This is a genomic window from Pseudomonas protegens CHA0 (assembly GCF_000397205.1).
Taxonomy (GTDB): Bacteria; Pseudomonadota; Gammaproteobacteria; order Pseudomonadales; family Pseudomonadaceae; genus Aquipseudomonas; species Aquipseudomonas protegens.
In genome coordinates, this window is sequence record NC_021237.1 from 4,648,758 (window position 1) to 4,666,125 (window position 17,368).

Genomic DNA, 17,368 nt, shown 5'->3' on the forward strand with positions numbered 1-17,368 from the left:
TCGTCTGTTGAGTAGGGACGAGGACAATGAAAAAAAATTTAACTAAATACGTCTCAACGGCAACGCGTTATTGAGCATCCCACTGGCGCAGGCGCGACCGGCAATGCTTCATGGCATTGACGATGTGTTTCTCCACCAGGCTGCGGGAAATCCCCAGCTGTTCGGCGATCTGCGGGTGGGACAGGCCTTCGAGCTTGCGCAGCAGGAAGCTCTCGCGACACAGCCGGGGCAGCTCGGCCAGGGCCCGTTGCAGCATTTCCAGGCGCTGGCCGTGATCCAGGCTGGTCTGCGGCGAAGGGTTGAAGTAACGCTCTTCGTTGTCCAGCACCTCCAGGGGCTCGGACTGGCGCAAGGCATTGCGCCGATGGCCGTCGATCACCAGGTTCAGGGCCGTGCGATAGAGAAACGCCCGCGGCTGCTCGATGGGGGTATCGCTGGAGCGCTCCAGGACCCGCACATAAGCGTCATGCACCACATCCTCGGCCACCTGGCGATTGCCCAGCTTGGCGTTGAGGAAGCACATCAGCTCGCGATAGTAGTTTTCCAACAGGGCTCCCGAGCGCCCACTGGGGCGGTTCTGTCCTTGAGCAAGTCCGGCCATGGCCGATTGCACCCGGTAATTCGTGATGGCTGTTTAGTAGCGGCGTAATTTATAGTAATTCTCATATAGATTTAAAGTAGCGCAGCACCGCGGTGGGTTTATTTTCAGTGTTCCGACAGCTGTAACGCCATGTGTCGGCAGTTAAATTCCCCCCCCGGCATCTCGTTTACCTGACAGCTCCCCGTCTCTGCCGTTCCTGCGGCAGCCGCAAGCCTGGCTGCCCCTTGTGCAGCTGGCCGTTGTGACGGGCCGATATCCCCTGGCCGGAACCCTGCATGAAACGTCCTCGCCCTACCCGACGCGCCCTGCTTGCCGCACTGTGTGTGATCCCCGTTGTTGCCATCGCTGCCTGGAAGTTCATCCCGGCAGGCCGTGACCAGTTCACCACCGTGCAAGTGAGCCGCGGCGATATAGAAAGCAGCGTCACCGCCCTGGGCACCTTGCAGCCACGACGCTACGTGGATGTGGGCGCCCAGGCGTCCGGGCAGATCCGCAAGATCCACGTCGAATCCGGTGATCAGGTCAAGGAAGGCCAGTTGCTGGTGGAGATCGACCCCTCCACCCAGCAGGCGAAACTCGACGCCAGCCGTTTCTCCATCGAGAACCTGCAGGCCCAGTTGCAGGAGCAGTACGCCCAGAACCAGCTGGCCCGGCAGAAGTACCAGCGCCAGCAGAACCTGGCGGCCGGCGGCGCCACCCGCGAGGAAGACGTACAGACCGCCCAGGCCGAACTCAAGGCCACCCAGGCGCGGATCGACATGTACAAGGCGCAGATCCGCCAGGCCCAGGCCAGCCTGCGCAGCGACCAGGCCGAACTGGGCTACACGCGCATCTATGCGCCCATGTCCGGCACCGTGGTCGCGGTGGACGCCCGCGAAGGCCAGACCCTCAACGCCCAACAGCAGACCCCGTTGATCCTGCGCATCGCCAAGCTCTCGCCCATGACCGTCTGGGCCGAAGTCTCGGAAGCCGATATCGGCCACGTCAAACCCGGCATGCACGCCTACTTCACCACCCTGAGCGGCGGCAACCGACGCTGGACCAGCACTGTGCGGCAGATCCTGCCGATCCCGCCCAAGCCCCTCAACGAATCCAGCCAGGGCAGCGGCAGCCCCAACAGCACCAGCAAGAGCGGCAGCGGCCGGGTGGTGCTCTACACCGTGCTGCTGGACGTGGACAACGCCGACAACGCCCTGATGGCGGAAATGACCACCCAGGTGTTCTTCGTCGCCAATCAGGCAAAAAATGTGCTCACTGCCCCCATCGCCGCCCTGCACGGCAGTACCGAGCCGGACCTGCAGATGGCTCGGGTAGTGGCCAAGAACGGCTCGATCGACGAACGCAAGGTCCGAGTCGGCATCAGCGACCGCCTGCGCATCCAGATCCTCGACGGCTTGAACGAAGGTGATCATCTGCTGATCGGCCCGGCCAACAGCAGCGGGGGTTGAATGCAGACGCCTCTGATCGACCTCAGGAACATCCGCAAATCCTACGGCGGCGGCGACAGCCCGCAGGTCGATGTCCTGCGGGGCATCGACCTGTCGATCCACGCCGGCGAGTTCGTCGCCATCGTCGGTGCCTCGGGCTCCGGCAAGTCGACGCTGATGAACATCCTCGGTTGCCTGGACCGGCCGACCTCGGGCGAGTACCTGTTCGCCGGGGAGAACGTGGCTCACCTGGACAGCGACGAACTGGCCTGGCTGCGCCGCGAGGCCTTCGGCTTCGTGTTCCAGGGCTACCACCTGATCCCTTCCGGCTCGGCCCAGGAAAACGTCGAGATGCCGGCCATCTACGCCGGCACCCCGGCCGCCGAACGCCACGCCCGCGCCGCCGCCCTGCTGGAGCGCCTGGGCCTGGCCAGCCGCAGCGGCAACCGCCCGCATCAATTGTCCGGCGGCCAGCAGCAGCGAGTGTCCATCGCCCGCGCCCTGATGAACGGCGGCCACATCATCCTCGCCGACGAACCCACCGGCGCCCTGGACAGCCACAGCGGCGCCGAAGTCATGGCCCTGCTGGACGAACTGGCCAGCCAGGGCCACGTGGTGATCCTCATCACCCACGACCGCGAAGTGGCGGCACGGGCCAAGCGCATCATCGAGATCCGCGACGGCGAGATCATCAGCGACACCGCCACCAGCGATCCCTCGGTACAACTGAGCGCCAACGCCGGCGCCCTGCAAGCCGTGGACCTGCGCCAGCGCCTGGCCGACGGCAGCGAGCCCACCGGTGCCTGGAAAGGCGAATTGCTGGAAGCCATACAGGCCGCCTGGCGGGTGATGTGGATCAACCGCTTCCGCACCGCCCTGACCCTGCTGGGGATCATCATCGGCGTGGCCTCGGTGGTGGTGATGCTGGCGGTAGGCGAAGGCAGCAAGCGCCAGGTGATGGCGCAGATGGGGGCGTTTGGCTCGAACATCATTTACCTGAGCGGCTACTCGCCCAACCCGCGCACCCCTGAAGGCATCGTCACCCTGGATGACGTCGCCGCCCTGGCCAATCTGCCCCAGGTGAAACGGATCATGGCGGTCAACGGCGCCAAGGCCGGGGTGCGTTTCGGCAACGCCGACTACATGAGCTACGTGGGCGGCAACGACACCAACTTCCCGGAAATCTTCAACTGGCCCGTGGCCCAGGGCAGCTACTTCAGCGAGGCCGACGAACGCTCGGCGGCGGCAGTAGCGGTGATTGGCCACAAGGTCCGGGAAAAGCTCCTCAAGGACGTGGCCAACCCCATCGGCCAGTACATCCTCATCGAAAACGTGCCATTCCAGGTGGTCGGCGTGCTCTCGGAGAAGGGCGCCAGCTCCGGCGACAGCGACAGTGACGACCGCATCGCCGTGCCCTACTCCGCCGCCAGCATCCGCCTGTTCGGCGACCACAACCCGCAATACGTGGCGATCGCCGCCGCCGATGCCAGCCGGGTCAAGCAGACCGAACAGGAGATCGATGAACTGATGCTACGCATGCACGGCGGCAAGCGCGATTTCGAACTGACCAACAACGCCGCGATGATCCAGGCCGAGGCCCGGACCCAGAACACCCTGTCGCTGATGCTCGGCGCCATCGCCGCGATCTCGCTGCTGGTGGGCGGCATCGGGGTGATGAACATCATGCTCATGACCGTGCGCGAACGCACCCGGGAAATCGGTATCCGCATGGCCACCGGTGCCCGCCAGCGCGACATCCTGCGCCAGTTCCTCACTGAAGCAGTGATGCTTTCAGTGGTCGGCGGCCTGGCCGGCATCGGCGTGGCCCTGATCATCGGCGGCATCCTGATTCTCAGCGAAGTGGCGGTGGCCTTCTCCCTGGCCGCAGGGCTCGGCGCCTTCGCCTGCGCCCTGGTCACCGGCGTCATCTTCGGCTTCATGCCGGCCCGCAAAGCTGCCCGGCTCGACCCGGTCACGGCCCTTACCAGTGAATGATCGATCTATGAAAGTGCACCTGACCCTCCTGGCCGCCAGCGTCTTGCTGGCGGCCTGCAGCAGCCCGGCGCCGCGCCCGGAAAGCGACCTGCAAGCACCGGCGTCCTGGCACTCTCCCGCCAGCCAGGGCGACCGGCAGCAAGACCTGCGCTGGTGGACCCGTTTCGGCAGCCCGGAGCTGGACCAACTGATCGCCGAAGCCCGGGCCGGCAGCCATGACCTGGCCGCCGCCATGGCCCGGGTCCGCCAGGCCCAGGCCAGTGCCATCGTCGCCGGGGCACCGCTGCTGCCCAGCGTCAATGGCACCTTCAACGCCAGCCGCAGAAAACAGTTGCGCGGCAACGACTCCAGCCAGCTCGATTCCAGCAGCAACAGCAAGGTCACGAACTCGTTCGACGCGGGCCTGAGCGCCACCTATGAAGTCGACTTCTGGGGCGGCCGCCGCGCCGCCTACGACAGCGCCCTGCTCGGGGTCCAGGCCAGCGAGTTCGACCAGGCCACCGTTGAGCTGACCCTGCTCAGCGGCGTGGCCAACAGCTATGCCCAGGTCCTGTCGTTGCGGGAACAGAGTCGTATCGCCGAACTCAACCTGGCCAATGCGCAGAACGTGTTGCAACTGGTGCAGACCCGCTATGACTCCGGCTCGGCCACCGCCCTGGAACTGGCCCAGCAGAAAAGCCTGGTGGCCGCCCAGCAACGCCAGGTGCCCCTGGTGCAACAGCAGGCCGAAGAGGCGCAGATCACCCTCGCCACCCTGCTGGGCCGGCCGGTACAGAGCCTGAAACTGAACGACCAGCCCTTTGCCCAATTGAACTGGCCGACCATCGATGCCGGGGTGCCCAGCGAACTGCTGACCCGCCGTCCCGATATCGCCGGTGCCGAGGCCCGGCTGGCGGCGGCCCAGGCCGATGTCAAAGTGGCGCGGGCGGCAATGCTGCCGACCCTGACCCTGACCGCCAACCTGGGTTCGAACGCCGACAAGCTGGGCAATGTCTTGCGCAATCCCTTCTACAACCTCACCTCCGGGCTGGTGGCGCCGATCTTCAACAACGGGCGCCTGAGCGCCGAACGGGACAGGACCACAGCGCGCCAGCAAGAGCTGCTGGAGACTTATCGCGGGGCGATCATCAATGGTTTTGCCGATGTGGAGAAAGCCCTCAACAGCATTCGCGGCCTGGACCAGCAGCGCCAGTGGCAGAGCGAAGAACTGAACCAGGCGCAGCGCGCCTTCGAGATCGCCCAGAGCCGCTATCAGGCCGGCGCCGAAGACCTGCTGACCGTCCTGGAAACCCAGCGCACCCTGTACACCGCCCAGGACCAGAACGTGCAACTGCGGCTGTCGCGCCTGCAGTCGAGCATTGCCCTGTACAAGGCCCTGGGGGGCGGCTGGAGCCACTGACACGGCGGGAGTGGCCGGCCCGTTCACTCCCGCGCCCAACGCAGCGGTCGAGCGTGAAATCGCTTAGAATCCCCTCCCGCCCCACCGCCAACAGAACCCCATGTCCCTCGAAAATGCGCCGCACGACCCACTGGCAGACCTGCTGGCCCTGCTGCGCAAGGTCTACCCCGACGGGCTCGACAACCGCGACTACAAGCGCCTTCTGGTGCTGCTGTACCCGCACTTGTGCGACCGCAATCTGGCGCAGTTGATGGCGCAGCTCACCCACAGGGACGCGGACCTCATTCTCAACGACCTCTACGCCGCCGTGACCGGCCAGCCGCCGCCCGCCGCAGAGCTGGAAGCGTTGCAGGCGCTACTGGAGCGGCACGGCGCCCGGGCCATCCTGACGGACGACTGACTGCGCAAGGAGCAAACAATGAACGTCGAGGACTTCAAGCAACTGCTGGACGAGCGCAAACGCAGCCATCCGATCTGGTTCGAACTGCCGTCGGACCGCCTTGCCAGCCAAACCCAAATCCTGGAGGCGCAGCAGGCCTTGGGGCTGCAACTGCCAGCCGAATACGCCTGGTTCCTAAAGGAGTGCGGCGGCGGCTACTTTGCCCTGGGCACGCTCTACTCACTGGACAGCAGCAGTGATTTCCACCTGGTGCAGATCAACCGGGCGCACCCGGCCATCACCGGCCGTCACCTGCTGTTTTCAGAGAACGGTTGCGGTGACTTCTACGGGTTCAGGATCGAGAACCGGCACTGCCTGGCACCGGTCGAGTTTTTCGACCACAGCTGCGGGCAATGGCAAACCAGCCGATACAACGGGCTCTTGAGCTTCCTCGCCGAAGTGGCCCTGAGCAACTGAATCCCCCGCCTCAGAGCTTCAAGTGCTGGGCATACCAAGGCCGGCGCGGTGCCCGTTTGAGCAGGTCCGGCACCTCTTCGTCGCGGCTCAGGGCGATGCGCAAGGCCAGCTTCATGACCTCCTGATCCATCTCCAGGGACATTTCTCCCGGGGCATTGCCCAGGGGGCCGCAGCCATGGGTCGAGGCCCCCAGCCACGGGTCGTCGATCTCGACCCAACGCCCGGGGGCGAACCAGGGCACGCCATTGACCTCACGGCGCAACACTTCGCCGGGGTGGTAGCGCTCGTGGGCCCGGAACCAGTCGTCGATCCGGTCATCGATCCAGCCATGGAATTTCCAGAACATGGGGTGCACGTGGGACGAGAAGGGATCGCCGAGAAAGTCATTCTGCGGCTGGTACCAGCGCCCGGCGAAGTCCGAGGACAGGCGCGCTTCCATCACCGGCATGCCGTTGGAAGGATCGCGGGCGACATCCGCCCAGCGCATGTGCAGCCAGTCGTGCAGGCCCAGCTCGACCTCGGACCCGAACTGGCCCAGGGTCAGGCGGCTGAGGTACTCGGGGTCCTGGTACTGCGACTCCCAGACCTGGAAGTTGCCATAGAACGCCGCATCACTTTTCAGCCCGTGCAGCCATTGGGTGAACTCTTCATCATCGTCGGCCACCCAGGCCGGTGGTACCGAACAGCCGTCGTGGTTTTCGTAATAGCGGATAAAGGCCTGCCGGTCCTGCTCAAGACGGGCACAGGGCTGCGGCAACTGCTGCCAGGACACCAGGTCCGGCTGCAACGAGCGGGCGTGCAGGAGCATGTGCCGGTGCATGAACAGAAAATCGATGCCCGAGGCATTGCGGTGCTTGCGCCGCCCACGGGCGTCACGTTCATGCTTGACCGGGCCCGGCTGCCAGCCGAGCCCCCGCAGGCTGTTGCGCTTGTCCTTGGGCAGGGTGTGCCAACGGTCCCGCGAAGCGTGCCAGAGCTGATGGAACAGGCGGTGCTGCGGCGATACCAGCCACGCCAGCAAGGCGGGGCTCAGCCCGCTCTGGTCCCGGGCGGCAGGAAAGACTCGCTTGCGCGCCACAAAACGCGCCGCGGATACCGGCGCCAGTGGCGACGCCTGCAGCGACTGCAGGCTGCCACTGAGGGTGCCGCTGCCGGCATTGCCCCAACTGGCCCAGACCTCATCGAGCACCACCTGGCATTCATGGCTGGGGGCACCGGCGATGCGGCCACCGGCAAACAAGCGCCAGCGCAACCTGGCGGCGTCCACCGACGCCAGGTCGCCCTGCACCATGAACTCCACCGGGCCGTCGCCTCGCAGGCTCTGCGCACGCCCCAGGAGGCCACGCAAGCCGCGCCCGGTGGGGCCGGCATCCAGCAACAACTCACAACCTTTACGAGGCAGGGATTGCGGTCCGTTGGCGTCGAGAAACTCGATATCCCAGATGCCCCGCAGGTGATCGGCAAGGCGCACACCGGGGTCCAGGGCCACCTCCAGCTTGGCTTCCCCGGGGGTGATCTCCTGCTCTTCCTTGCGGCGAACATCCTGACGCAGCAACTCCTTCTGGGTGTAGAACGCCACAGGGATAGCCGCTCCCGTCACCGCCAGACCGGTCAAAAATCCTCTTCTCGAAAACCTCATCGCTCTACCTTTATCCAGTGGCGCGTCACGCATCTAGCTAGAACGTTGGATTTGCAGGGAAATTTACCGGCCAGCGATTGCCGCGACGCTAAATTTGCTCTCGGCCAGCTCGTTTATCGCGGATAGATGTGCACAAAAGGTCGGACCCGGCAGCACTGAACCCCAGGGCCCGACCCCGTCATCAGCCCGCCTGCGACTGGGATAGCAATGATCAAAATATCTGGTAAGAAAACCCTCTATCTGAGCCTGCTGATACTCATCGTCGCCGCCCTCGGTGTCGGTGCCGGCGCGGCCTGGCACTACTACTGGAAAGACCGGGTGTCCTACCCCAGCGAGATCGTCAAGCACGCCAACGACCTGCAAGAGCGCATCATCTCCTTCGACAGCCACATCACCGTGCCCCTGGATTTCGGCACCGAAGGCAGCGAAGCGGACAAGGACACCTCTCGCCAGTTCGACCTGGTCAAGGCCGGTCGCGGGCGCATGTCCGGCGCCGCCCTGAGCATCCTGGCCTGGCCGGAGATGTGGAACGGCCCCAACGCGCCGCACCGCCCCACCGCCGGCTTCGTCGAGGAAGCCCGCCACCAGCGCGAGACCCGCTACCGGATCATCCAGGGCATGGTGCGTGACTTCCCCAACCAGGCCGCCATCGCCTACACCCCCGCCGACCTGCGCCGCATTGCCTCCGAAGGCAAGGTGGCGGTGGTGATCAGCCTGCTCAATGCCTACGCCATGGGCGACGATCTGGACCAACTGGACCAGTGGGCCGCACGGGGCATGCGCCTGTTCGGCTTCAGCTATGTGGGTAACAACGACTGGGCCGACTCGTCGCGCCCGCTGCCCTTCTTCAATGACACCCGGGACGCCCTCGGCGGCCTCTCGCCCGTCGGCAAGCAGGCGGTGCAGCGGCTCAATGACCTGGGGGTGGTGATCGACGTCTCGCAGATGTCGAGCAAGGCCCTGGACGACGTTGCGAGCCTGACCCGGGCACCGGTGGTGGCTTCCCACTCCGCCCCCAGGGCGCTGGTGGATATCCCGCGCAACCTCAGCGACCAGGAAATGCAACAGATCAAGGCCACCGGCGGGGTGATCCAGGTCGTGGGCTTCTCCACCTACCTGCGCCCCCTCAGCCAGCCGACCCTGGACAAGCTCAATGCCTTGCGCAAGCGCTTCGACCTCGGGCCACTGCAAGGCCTGGAGAACGCACTGATGCCCGGCGACGCCGTGATCACCATCTGGCCGGAACAGCGCTTTGGCGAATACGCCAGCTCCCTGTACGGCATCCTCGATGAGGAACCCAAGGCCAGCCTCAAGGACTATGTCGACGCCATCGATTACACGGTGAAGAAAGTCGGCATCGACCACGTCGGCATCAGCTCGGACTTCAACGAGGGCGGTGGCGTCAATGGCTGGATGAGCGTGGCGGACAACCGCAACGTCACCGCCGAGCTGATCCAGCGTGGCTACAGCGATATCGAGATCGCCAAGCTCTGGGGCGAGAACTATTTGCGCGTCTGGGAACAGGTGCAGAAACTGGCCAAGCCTGCAAAACCCGCCCCTCAACCCGCCATCGCCGGCTAACCCATGACCACGAGCCTTCCTGTGACCAACCGTCGGACATTCCTCAAACAAGCAGGCCTGTTGGCCGCCGCCCTGCCCCTGGGCAACCTCGCCATCAGCCAGGCCCGGGCCGACAGTGCCACCGCCAGTGCTTCGCAGTGGACCCAATTGCGCCAGTTGTTCGACCTCGACCCGGACTACGTGCACCTGGCCAATTTCCTCATCACCTCGCACCCGAGGCCGGTGCGCGAGGCCATCGAAAAATACCGCGCAGTGCTCGACCGCAACCCGGCCATGGCCATGGACTACGACACCCAGTACACCTGGAAGCGCGAGGCCCAGGTGCGCGAAAGTGTCGGCCGCTACCTGCAGATCAAGCCCGGCCAGGTGGCCCTGACCGGCAGCACCACCGAAGGCCTGGCCCTGATGTATGGCGGCATCCACGTGCGCCCCGGACAGGAAATCCTGACCACGGTTCACGAGCACTACTCGACCCGCAACGCGCTGAAGTACCGCACCCAGCGCGACGGCACCCAGGTGCGCACCATCGAACTGTTCAAGTCGCCCCACCGGATGTCCACCGACGAAGTGCTGGGCAACATCGACCGCAACATCCGCGCCAACACCCGCGTACTGGGCATGACCTGGGTGCAGTCGGGCAGCGGCGTGAAACTGCCGATCGGCGAGATCGGCAAGCTGGTGGACCAGCACAACCGCAATCGCGATGAGCACGAGCGGATTCTCTACTGCGTCGATGGTGTGCACGGGCTGGGGGTGGAGGACATCACCTTTGCCGACCTGAACTGCGACTTCTTCGTCGCCGGCACCCACAAATGGATGTTCGGCCCCAGGGGTACCGGGATCTTCTGCTCGCGCTCGGAACAACTCGAACACCTGACGCCGATGGTGGCGACCTTCTCCGAAAACCAGAACTTCGCCACCACCATGACCCCCGGCGGCTACCACAGCTTCGAGCACCGCTGGGCCGTGGACCAGGCCTTCGACCTGCACATGCAGCTGGGCAAGGCCAACGTCCAGTCGCGCATCCACGAACTCAACAGCTACCTCAAGCAGCGCCTGCAGGAACACCCGGGCATCGAACTGGTCACGCCCCTGAGCCCCGAGCATTCCGCCGGCTTCACCTTCTTCCGCGGCCAGAACCTGGACACCGACGCCACCGCCGCCTGGCTGATCGAGAACCGCATCCTGGTGGACGCGGTGGACCGCGATGCCGGGCCGGTAGTGCGCATGGCCCCCGGCCTGCTCAACAGCGAGGCGGATATCGACCGGACCATGGACCTGCTGGGCAAGCGCCTGCGCAGCAGCAAGACCGCCTGAGCCGTTGCCACGCCCCCTGAACTCACATTGCACAAGGCTATTGACTGATGAAACCCATCGCCTATTCCTCCTTGGCCGCCCTGGCCGGTTGCCTGATCAGCCTCAACGCACACGCGGTAGAACCGCCCAAGCCCGGCAGCGTGTTCAAGGACTGCAAGAACTGCCCGGAAATGGTGGTCCTGCCGGCCGGCAGCTTTGTCATGGGTACCCCGGAAGACGAAGTGGGCCGCGAGCCCGATGAAGGCCCGCAGCACAGCGTGACCTTCAAGAACGCCTTCGCCATGAGCCGCTTCCATGTCACTGCCGCCGAGCTTGATGCCTACATCCGCGAAACCGGTACCGTGATCAAGGACGGCGACGACCGCCCCGGCCGCCTGTGCCAGGCCAGCAAACCACGCTATGAACAGGGGCCGCGCCAGCCGGCGGTCTGCGTCGACTACGCCGACGTGCAGGCCTATACCCAGTGGCTGTCGAAGAAAACCGGCAAGCACTACCGGATGGTCAGCGAGGCGGAACGCGAATACGCCGCACGCGCCGGCAGCACCGGTTCCTTTCCCTTCCCTTTCGACGAGGAAGGCCAGTACCAGATCACCAAGCACGCCAACACCTACGGCCCCAAGGACGGCTTCAGCTTCACCGCCCCGGTGGGCAGCTATCCGCCCAATGCCTTCGGCATGTATGACATGCACGGCAACGTCTATGAATGGGTCGCCGACTGCTGGCACCCCGACTACGTGGGCGCACCTGCCGATGGCCGGGCCTGGATGGAAGAGTCGGAAGGGGTGTGCCTGGATGCCCAGATTCGCGGCAACGACTGGGGCGAGGCACCGGTATTCTCGCGTTCGGGCAACCGCAACAGCCGCAAGCGCGAAGTGCGCGGGGACTGGCTGAGCTTCCGGGTCGTGCGTGAGCTGGAACAGCCCGGCGCCAGCCACAAGTAGACACCCCGATGAACAGCGGCCCGGGGCAACAACCGCACCGGGCCACTGGCAGTATCAGGCGACGTCCCGGGCCTTGCCGGCCTGAGCCTGGCGAAGGTTCTCCAGCATCAGCCACAGGCCCTGGCGCAAGGCCGGGAACAGGCTGTTGTTGAAGTTGTTCCAGCGCAGTTCGAGGATGGTGTCCTCGGGGCCGATTTCGGTGTTGAGCACGTCATGCAGCACCTCGCCGGAGTCGATACCGTTGTCCACGTAGTGGAACGAGGCACCGGTCAGGTATAGCGGCGCGGTCGGCTCGGTTTCCTTCGTCGCCCAATCCACTACTTTCTGCCCACGGGCGCCGTACAGGGCATTCCAGGTGGCATAGGCCCCGCGACGCTCATAGGGCGATTCGATGCGGGTGATGCCCGGGTGGATGTTCATGATCCGCCGGGCGAAAGGCGCTCCCGGGCGCACCAGTTCATCGAGGATCACCAGCAGGCCGTCGAGCACCACGATATCGGCTTTGAGCTCCACCAGGGTGTCGTGCAGGCGGCGTTCGAAATCCTGCTTGCCGGCGATGTGTTCGGCACTGCCGCGGGGATGGCGACGATAGGTGGACGGCACACTCAGCAGCAAGTCGTTGACCCGCTTGCCCTGCACTTCCAGGTCCGCCGGGTACAACCACTGGCGGCCCGGCTGGTAGGCAAAGCCGTAGTCGCTGACCAACTGCTGGTCCCGTGGCGACTGCTCGTCATCGTCGTAGACCACGCCCACCAGTTCGTAGGCCTCGCCCAGGGGCGTCTGGTTCAGCGTCTGGACCAGAAATTCCAGCACCGATTTCATGTAGCGCTCGTGGTCCTTGTAAGCCACCGCCTGCCCGGCCTTGTCGGCGGCGGCATTTCGCAGGGACCAGACATACACCAGATTCTTCTTTGTCATTTGCTCGCTCTCGCTCAATGGTTCAGGCACTGCGTCGATACACGTGCGCCCACAGAACAAGAACGAACCACAGGCAGGGCAATTTATCCGCAGTGCCCGCCGGGCTGGCATGCCGAGCTAAATACTGGCGTCGGCGCTTCGTTTGTCAGGGGTAAGGGTCTGCGTGCTACGACCCTCTATCCACTCTCTGGGAAGTACTTATGACCGACCCCAAGCGCGGCGCCTTCAACGGTCTGCTCGCATTGCTCAGGCCCTTTCGCACCATCGTGGTGATCTCCGTTGCCCTGGGCATGGCCGGCGGCCTGGCCATCACCCTGTTGCTGGCCACCATCAACAACGCCCTGCACTCGGCGACCGGCATGACCCAAGGCGTGGTCCTGACCTTCGCCGCCCTGTGCGTGCTGGCCCTGGTCAGTTCCATCGTCTCGGACATCGGCACCAACTATGTGGGACAACGGATCATTGCCGCCCTGCGCAAGGACCTGGGTGAAAAAGTACTCTCGGCGCCCATCACCCAGATCGAGCGCTATCGCTCCCACCGCCTGATCCCGGTACTGACCCACGACGTCGACACCATCAGCGACTTCTCTTTCGCCTTCACTCCCCTGGCCATCGCCACCACCGTCACCCTGGGTTGCCTGGGCTACCTGGCGTACCTCTCGGTGCCGATGTTCCTGATGATGGTGGTGGCCATCATCATCGGCACCAGTGTGCAGCTGGTGGCCGGCGGCAAGGGCATCAAGGGCTTCGATGAGGCTCGCGACCATGAGGACGAGCTGCAGCGCTACTACAACGCGATCGCCTCCGGTGCCAAGGAACTGCGCATTCACCGGCCCCGGCGCTTTCGCATGAATACCCAGCGCATCCAGAAAACCGCGGATCGCATCAGCGATATCCAGGTGCGCTCGGTAAACATCTACATCCTGGCCAAGAGCTTCGGCTCGATGCTGTTCTTCGTGGTCATCGGCCTGGCCCTGGCCATGCAGGCCTACTACCCGAACCCGGACCCTGCGGTGATCACCGGTTTCGTGCTGGTGCTGCTGTACATGAAGGGCCCGCTGGAACACGTGGTCGGCTACCTGCCCATCGTCGGCAAGGCCAAGATCGCCTTCGCCCGGATCAGCGAACTGTCCGAACGCTTCTCTTCTCCCGAGCCGCACCTGCTGATGGACGACAGCGAAGCGCCGCAAGCGGTGGTGCACAGCCTGGAACTGCGCGAGGTGCGCTACAGCCCGCCGCCGGTGGAAGGCAGCGAACCGTTCCACCTGGGCCCGATCAACCTGAACATCAAGCAGGGCGACATCGTCTTCATCGTCGGCGAGAACGGCTGCGGCAAGACCACCCTGATCAAGCTGTTGCTGGGCCTGTACCAGCCCCAGTCCGGGGAGATCCGTCTCAATGGCGAAGCGGTGACCGACCGGGCCCGGGATGACTACCGGCAGCTGTTCACCACGGTATTTGCCGACTACTACCTGTTCGACGACCTGGTCCAGGGCAATGCCGGCAAGTCGCTGGACGTCGCCACCCAGTACCTGAACCGCCTGGAAATCGCCCACAAGGTCAGCGTCAAGGATGGCGCCTTCACCACCACCGACCTGTCCACCGGCCAGCGCAAGCGCTTGGCCCTGGTCAATGCCTGGCTGGAAGAGCGCCCGGTGCTGGTGTTCGACGAATGGGCCGCCGACCAGGACCCGGCCTTCCGGCGGATTTTCTACACCGAGCTGCTGCCCGATCTCAAGCGCCTGGGCAAGACCATCATCGTGATCAGCCACGACGATCGCTACTTCGACATTGCCGACCAGTTGGTGCGCATGAAGGCCGGACGAGTCCTGACTGAACTGCAACCGGCGTGATTGTTTCCGGTTTATGGCAGCTGATGCGTCATACAGACAGAACTGAGAATTAATACCATTAACAGTCACTACATCTGCCGGATCTATAAGAGCATATGAGCATGCCCGCACAACACCGACTGACCCCTTTGACGAAAGCGCTGCTTCGCCAGGCCTTCTCGCCAAAACTGGCTTCCCGCACCCTGGGCCTGGCCCTGACCCTGCCACTGATGGCTCAGGTCCAGGCCCAGGAAATCCATTTCAACATCGTCTCGCAGTCCATGTCTGCGGCCCTGCAGGAGTTCGGGCGCCAGGCCAATATGCAGGTGCTCTACAACCCTGACGATGTGCAAGGCAAGCGCAGCAACGCCCTCAGCGGCAGCTATTCGCCGGAGCGGGCCATCGCGGCCATGCTCAATGGCACGGGGGTGGCCTACACCCTCAAGGACAACTCGGTCACTATCCGCAACCATGGTGGCAACGGCTCGCTGGAACTGGGGACCAGCACCATCAGCGGCCAGGGCCTGGGCACCACCACCGAGGACACAGGTTCCTACACCACCGGGGCCATGCAGACCGCCAGCAAGCTGTCGCTGACGGCCCGGGAAACCCCGCAGTCGGTCACGGTCATCACCCGCCAGCGCATGGATGACCAGAACATGAGGTCCCTGGAGGATGTGCTCAAGGCCACCCCCGGCATTTCCATCACCAAGGACGGTCCGCAGCGGCCGACCTTCTACTCCCGTGGTTTTGCCGTCGAAAACCTGATGACCGACGGCTTGCCCAACGATTTGACCCACTACCTGAGCCGGGACATGAACTCCTCGGCTGACATGGCGATCTTCGACCATGTGGAAGTGGTGCGTGGCGCCACCGGGATGATGCAGGGCGCAGGTAACCCGTCGGCAGCGATCAACATGGTGCGCAAGCGCCCCACCGCCACGCCGCGGGTCACCGTCACCGGCAGCGCCGGCAGCTGGGACGACTACCGCACCGAGATCGACGCCTCCAACGCCCTCAACGAAAGCGGCACCCTGCGCGGCCGGGTGGTCGCCGCCTATCAGAGCAAGGGCAGCTTCCAGGACTTCGTCAGCAGTGAACGCAACGTGTTCTACGGCATCACCGAGGCCGACCTGAACGAAGACACCACCTTCACTTTTGGCGTCTCCAACCAGAGCGGCAGAAACAACACTTCCTGGGGTGGCCTGCCGGTTGCAGCCGACGGCAGCGACCTGCACCTCAAGCGCTCGACCTACCTGGGCAGCAAGTGGGAGTACTGGGATCAGAACAACACCACGGCGTTCAGCCGCCTGGAGTATCGCTTCGCCAACAGCTGGAAAATGCTCCTGTCCGCCAGCAAGAGCTGGTCGGACCTGAACATGCTCGGCTCCATTCCGGAACGCATGGGCGCCAACTACGATGAGTTCGGCCAGAACATCGGTCGCTACGACTACGAAGACCAGCAAAACAGCTACGACGGTTACGTCACCGGTCCCTTCTCCCTGTTCGGGCGTACCCATGAACTGGTGGTGGGCGCCAGCCGGCGCGACTTGACGTTCAAGGGCAAGGGCCTGCCCATCGACCTTGAGACCCACACCAACATCTACAAACCCAGCGGCATTCCCAAGCCGGACATGAGTGCCAACCCCTGGACACAACGCCGTACCAGCCAGCTGGAAGGCACCTACGTCACCACCCGTCTGAGCATCACCGATGACCTGAAGCTGATCCTGGGCGGCCGCCTGGACTGGTACGACTATGACGTGACCACCACCTGGAACGGCAAGGCCTCCGCCTCCAGCCTGCCGAACAAAGTGACACGGCACCTGACCCGCTATGCCGGAGCCATCTATGACCTGGACCAGAACCACTCGGTCTATGTCAGCTACACCGATATCTTCAAGCCACAGACCGAACTCGACACCTCCAACGGCGCGCTCAAGCCCATCGAAGGCAAGAACTACGAACTGGGCATCAAGGGCGAGTACTTCGACGGCAAACTCAATGCCAGTGCGGCGATCTTCCGCATCGACCAGGAAAACCGTGCCAAGGTACTCAACCCCAACCAGTGCAACCCGGTGGGAAGCACCTGCTACGAAGCCGCGGGCCAGGTGCGCAGCGAAGGTATCGAACTGGAAATCAACGGCACCCTGGCCCCGGGCTGGGAACTGGGGGCGGGCTACACCTATGCCTCGGTCAAGTACACCAAGGACTCCAATGAAGCCAACGTCGGCCGCCTGTTCGACACCGACATCCCGCGCAGCGTGTTCAAGGCCTTCACCACCTACCAACTGCCCGGCGACCTGAACCGCTGGACCATCGGGGGCGGGATCTATGGCCAGAACACCATCTACAACAAGGGCACCAACGACTACCTGAGCACCTTCGACTACCGCATCGAACAGAAGTCCTACGCCCTGGTGGACCTGATGACCAGCTACAAGGCCTCGGAGAATGTGAACATTCGCCTCAACGTCAACAACCTCTTCGACAAGCGCTACTACCAGAGCATCGGCACCAACACCGACTACGGCACCAGCCTCTACGGCGACCCGCGCAACGCCATGGTCACGGTCAGCTGGTCTCTGTGAATCACGTCCTCCCCCTGTAGGAGCCGGCTTGCCGGCGAAGGCGCCCTTGAGACTCGCGCACCTTCGCTGGCAAGCCAGATCCTGCAACGCGATGAATTCCCCTCCCCTCCCACATCCCCTTCCGTAGGAGCCGGCTTGCCGACGAAGGCGCCCGCAAGTCATGCAGCGCCCCGGGTGACGTCTTCGCTGGCAAGCCAGCTCCTACAGCAGTCAGATACACGGTGCAGATCTCCGTAGGAGCCGGCTTGCCGGCGAAGAGGCCCGCAAGTCA

The 17,368-nt window shown here is 64.2% G+C and carries 13 protein-coding genes; 10 read left to right on the top strand and 3 right to left on the bottom strand.

From position 1 onward, the window contains the following. Positions 1-67 precede the first annotated feature (67 nt). Entirely contained in the window at positions 68-550 is a 483-nt protein-coding gene (locus tag PFLCHA0_RS20700) for a sigma-70 family RNA polymerase sigma factor (RefSeq protein ID WP_026020154.1), read from the bottom strand. Between the two features lie 326 nt (positions 551-876). Between PFLCHA0_RS20700 and PFLCHA0_RS20705 the strand changes: the two genes are divergently transcribed. The 5 genes from PFLCHA0_RS20705 to PFLCHA0_RS20725 all read left to right on the top strand — a co-directional run bounded on the left by PFLCHA0_RS20705 (position 877) and on the right by PFLCHA0_RS20725 (position 6,278). Further along, the gene (locus PFLCHA0_RS20705) at positions 877-2,049 is read left to right on the top strand and encodes an efflux RND transporter periplasmic adaptor subunit (protein WP_015636412.1); all 1,173 of its coding nucleotides are present in this window, start codon (positions 877-879) and stop codon (positions 2,047-2,049) included. Then, complete coding sequence (locus PFLCHA0_RS20710) at positions 2,050-4,023, top strand: MacB family efflux pump subunit (RefSeq protein WP_015636413.1); 1,974 nt, start codon at positions 2,050-2,052, stop codon at positions 4,021-4,023. 7 nt (positions 4,024-4,030) lie between these two features. Next, positions 4,031-5,422, top strand: a complete 1,392-nt coding sequence (locus tag PFLCHA0_RS20715) for an efflux transporter outer membrane subunit (protein ID WP_015636414.1) — start codon at positions 4,031-4,033, stop codon at positions 5,420-5,422. 100 nt (positions 5,423-5,522) lie between these two features. Continuing rightward, positions 5,523-5,822, top strand: coding sequence for a DUF3349 domain-containing protein (locus PFLCHA0_RS20720; RefSeq protein WP_015636415.1), 300 nt, complete (start codon positions 5,523-5,525; stop codon positions 5,820-5,822). An 18-nt stretch (positions 5,823-5,840) separates the two neighbouring features. Beyond that, the gene (locus PFLCHA0_RS20725; protein ID WP_015636416.1) at positions 5,841-6,278 is read left to right on the top strand and encodes an SMI1/KNR4 family protein; all 438 of its coding nucleotides are present in this window, start codon (positions 5,841-5,843) and stop codon (positions 6,276-6,278) included. Positions 6,279-6,288: 10 nt separating this feature from the next. Here the strand turns inward: PFLCHA0_RS20725 and pvdP are convergent, their stop codons facing one another. Beyond that, positions 6,289-7,917 carry a pyoverdine maturation tyrosinase PvdP gene (gene pvdP / locus PFLCHA0_RS20730; protein WP_015636417.1) on the bottom strand — a complete coding sequence of 543 codons (1,629 nt, stop codon included), beginning with the start codon at positions 7,915-7,917 and terminating at the stop codon, positions 6,289-6,291. A gap of 207 nt (positions 7,918-8,124) precedes the next feature. Here pvdP and pvdM point away from each other — a divergent pair, with 207 nt between their 5' ends. From pvdM to pvdO, 3 genes are read left to right on the top strand one after another with little or no spacing between them, the layout of a single operon-like run. Further along, complete coding sequence (gene pvdM / locus PFLCHA0_RS20735) at positions 8,125-9,498, top strand: pyoverdine-tailoring dipeptidase-like protein PvdM (protein ID WP_015636418.1); 1,374 nt, start codon at positions 8,125-8,127, stop codon at positions 9,496-9,498. A gap of 21 nt (positions 9,499-9,519) precedes the next feature. Then, complete coding sequence (gene pvdN / locus PFLCHA0_RS20740) at positions 9,520-10,815, top strand: pyoverdine-tailoring periplasmic protein PvdN (protein ID WP_041752428.1); 1,296 nt, start codon at positions 9,520-9,522, stop codon at positions 10,813-10,815. A gap of 47 nt (positions 10,816-10,862) precedes the next feature. Continuing rightward, on the top strand, positions 10,863-11,756 hold the full coding sequence (pvdO, locus tag PFLCHA0_RS20745) for a dihydropyoverdine dehydrogenase (protein WP_015636420.1): 894 nt from the start codon (positions 10,863-10,865) through the stop codon (positions 11,754-11,756). A gap of 54 nt (positions 11,757-11,810) precedes the next feature. Here pvdO and PFLCHA0_RS20750 read toward each other — a convergent pair whose 3' ends face one another. Further along, complete coding sequence (locus PFLCHA0_RS20750; RefSeq protein WP_019094655.1) at positions 11,811-12,674, bottom strand: formyltransferase family protein; 864 nt, start codon at positions 12,672-12,674, stop codon at positions 11,811-11,813. Positions 12,675-12,874: 200 nt separating this feature from the next. On the opposite strand from PFLCHA0_RS20750, the gene PFLCHA0_RS20755 reads away from it, so the two are divergent. After that, positions 12,875-14,527 carry a cyclic peptide export ABC transporter gene (locus tag PFLCHA0_RS20755; RefSeq protein ID WP_015636422.1) on the top strand — a complete coding sequence of 551 codons (1,653 nt, stop codon included), beginning with the start codon at positions 12,875-12,877 and terminating at the stop codon, positions 14,525-14,527. 95 nt (positions 14,528-14,622) lie between these two features. Beyond that, positions 14,623-17,097 carry a TonB-dependent siderophore receptor gene (locus tag PFLCHA0_RS20760; RefSeq protein ID WP_015636423.1) on the top strand — a complete coding sequence of 825 codons (2,475 nt, stop codon included), beginning with the start codon at positions 14,623-14,625 and terminating at the stop codon, positions 17,095-17,097. Positions 17,098-17,368: the final 271 nt, after the last annotated feature.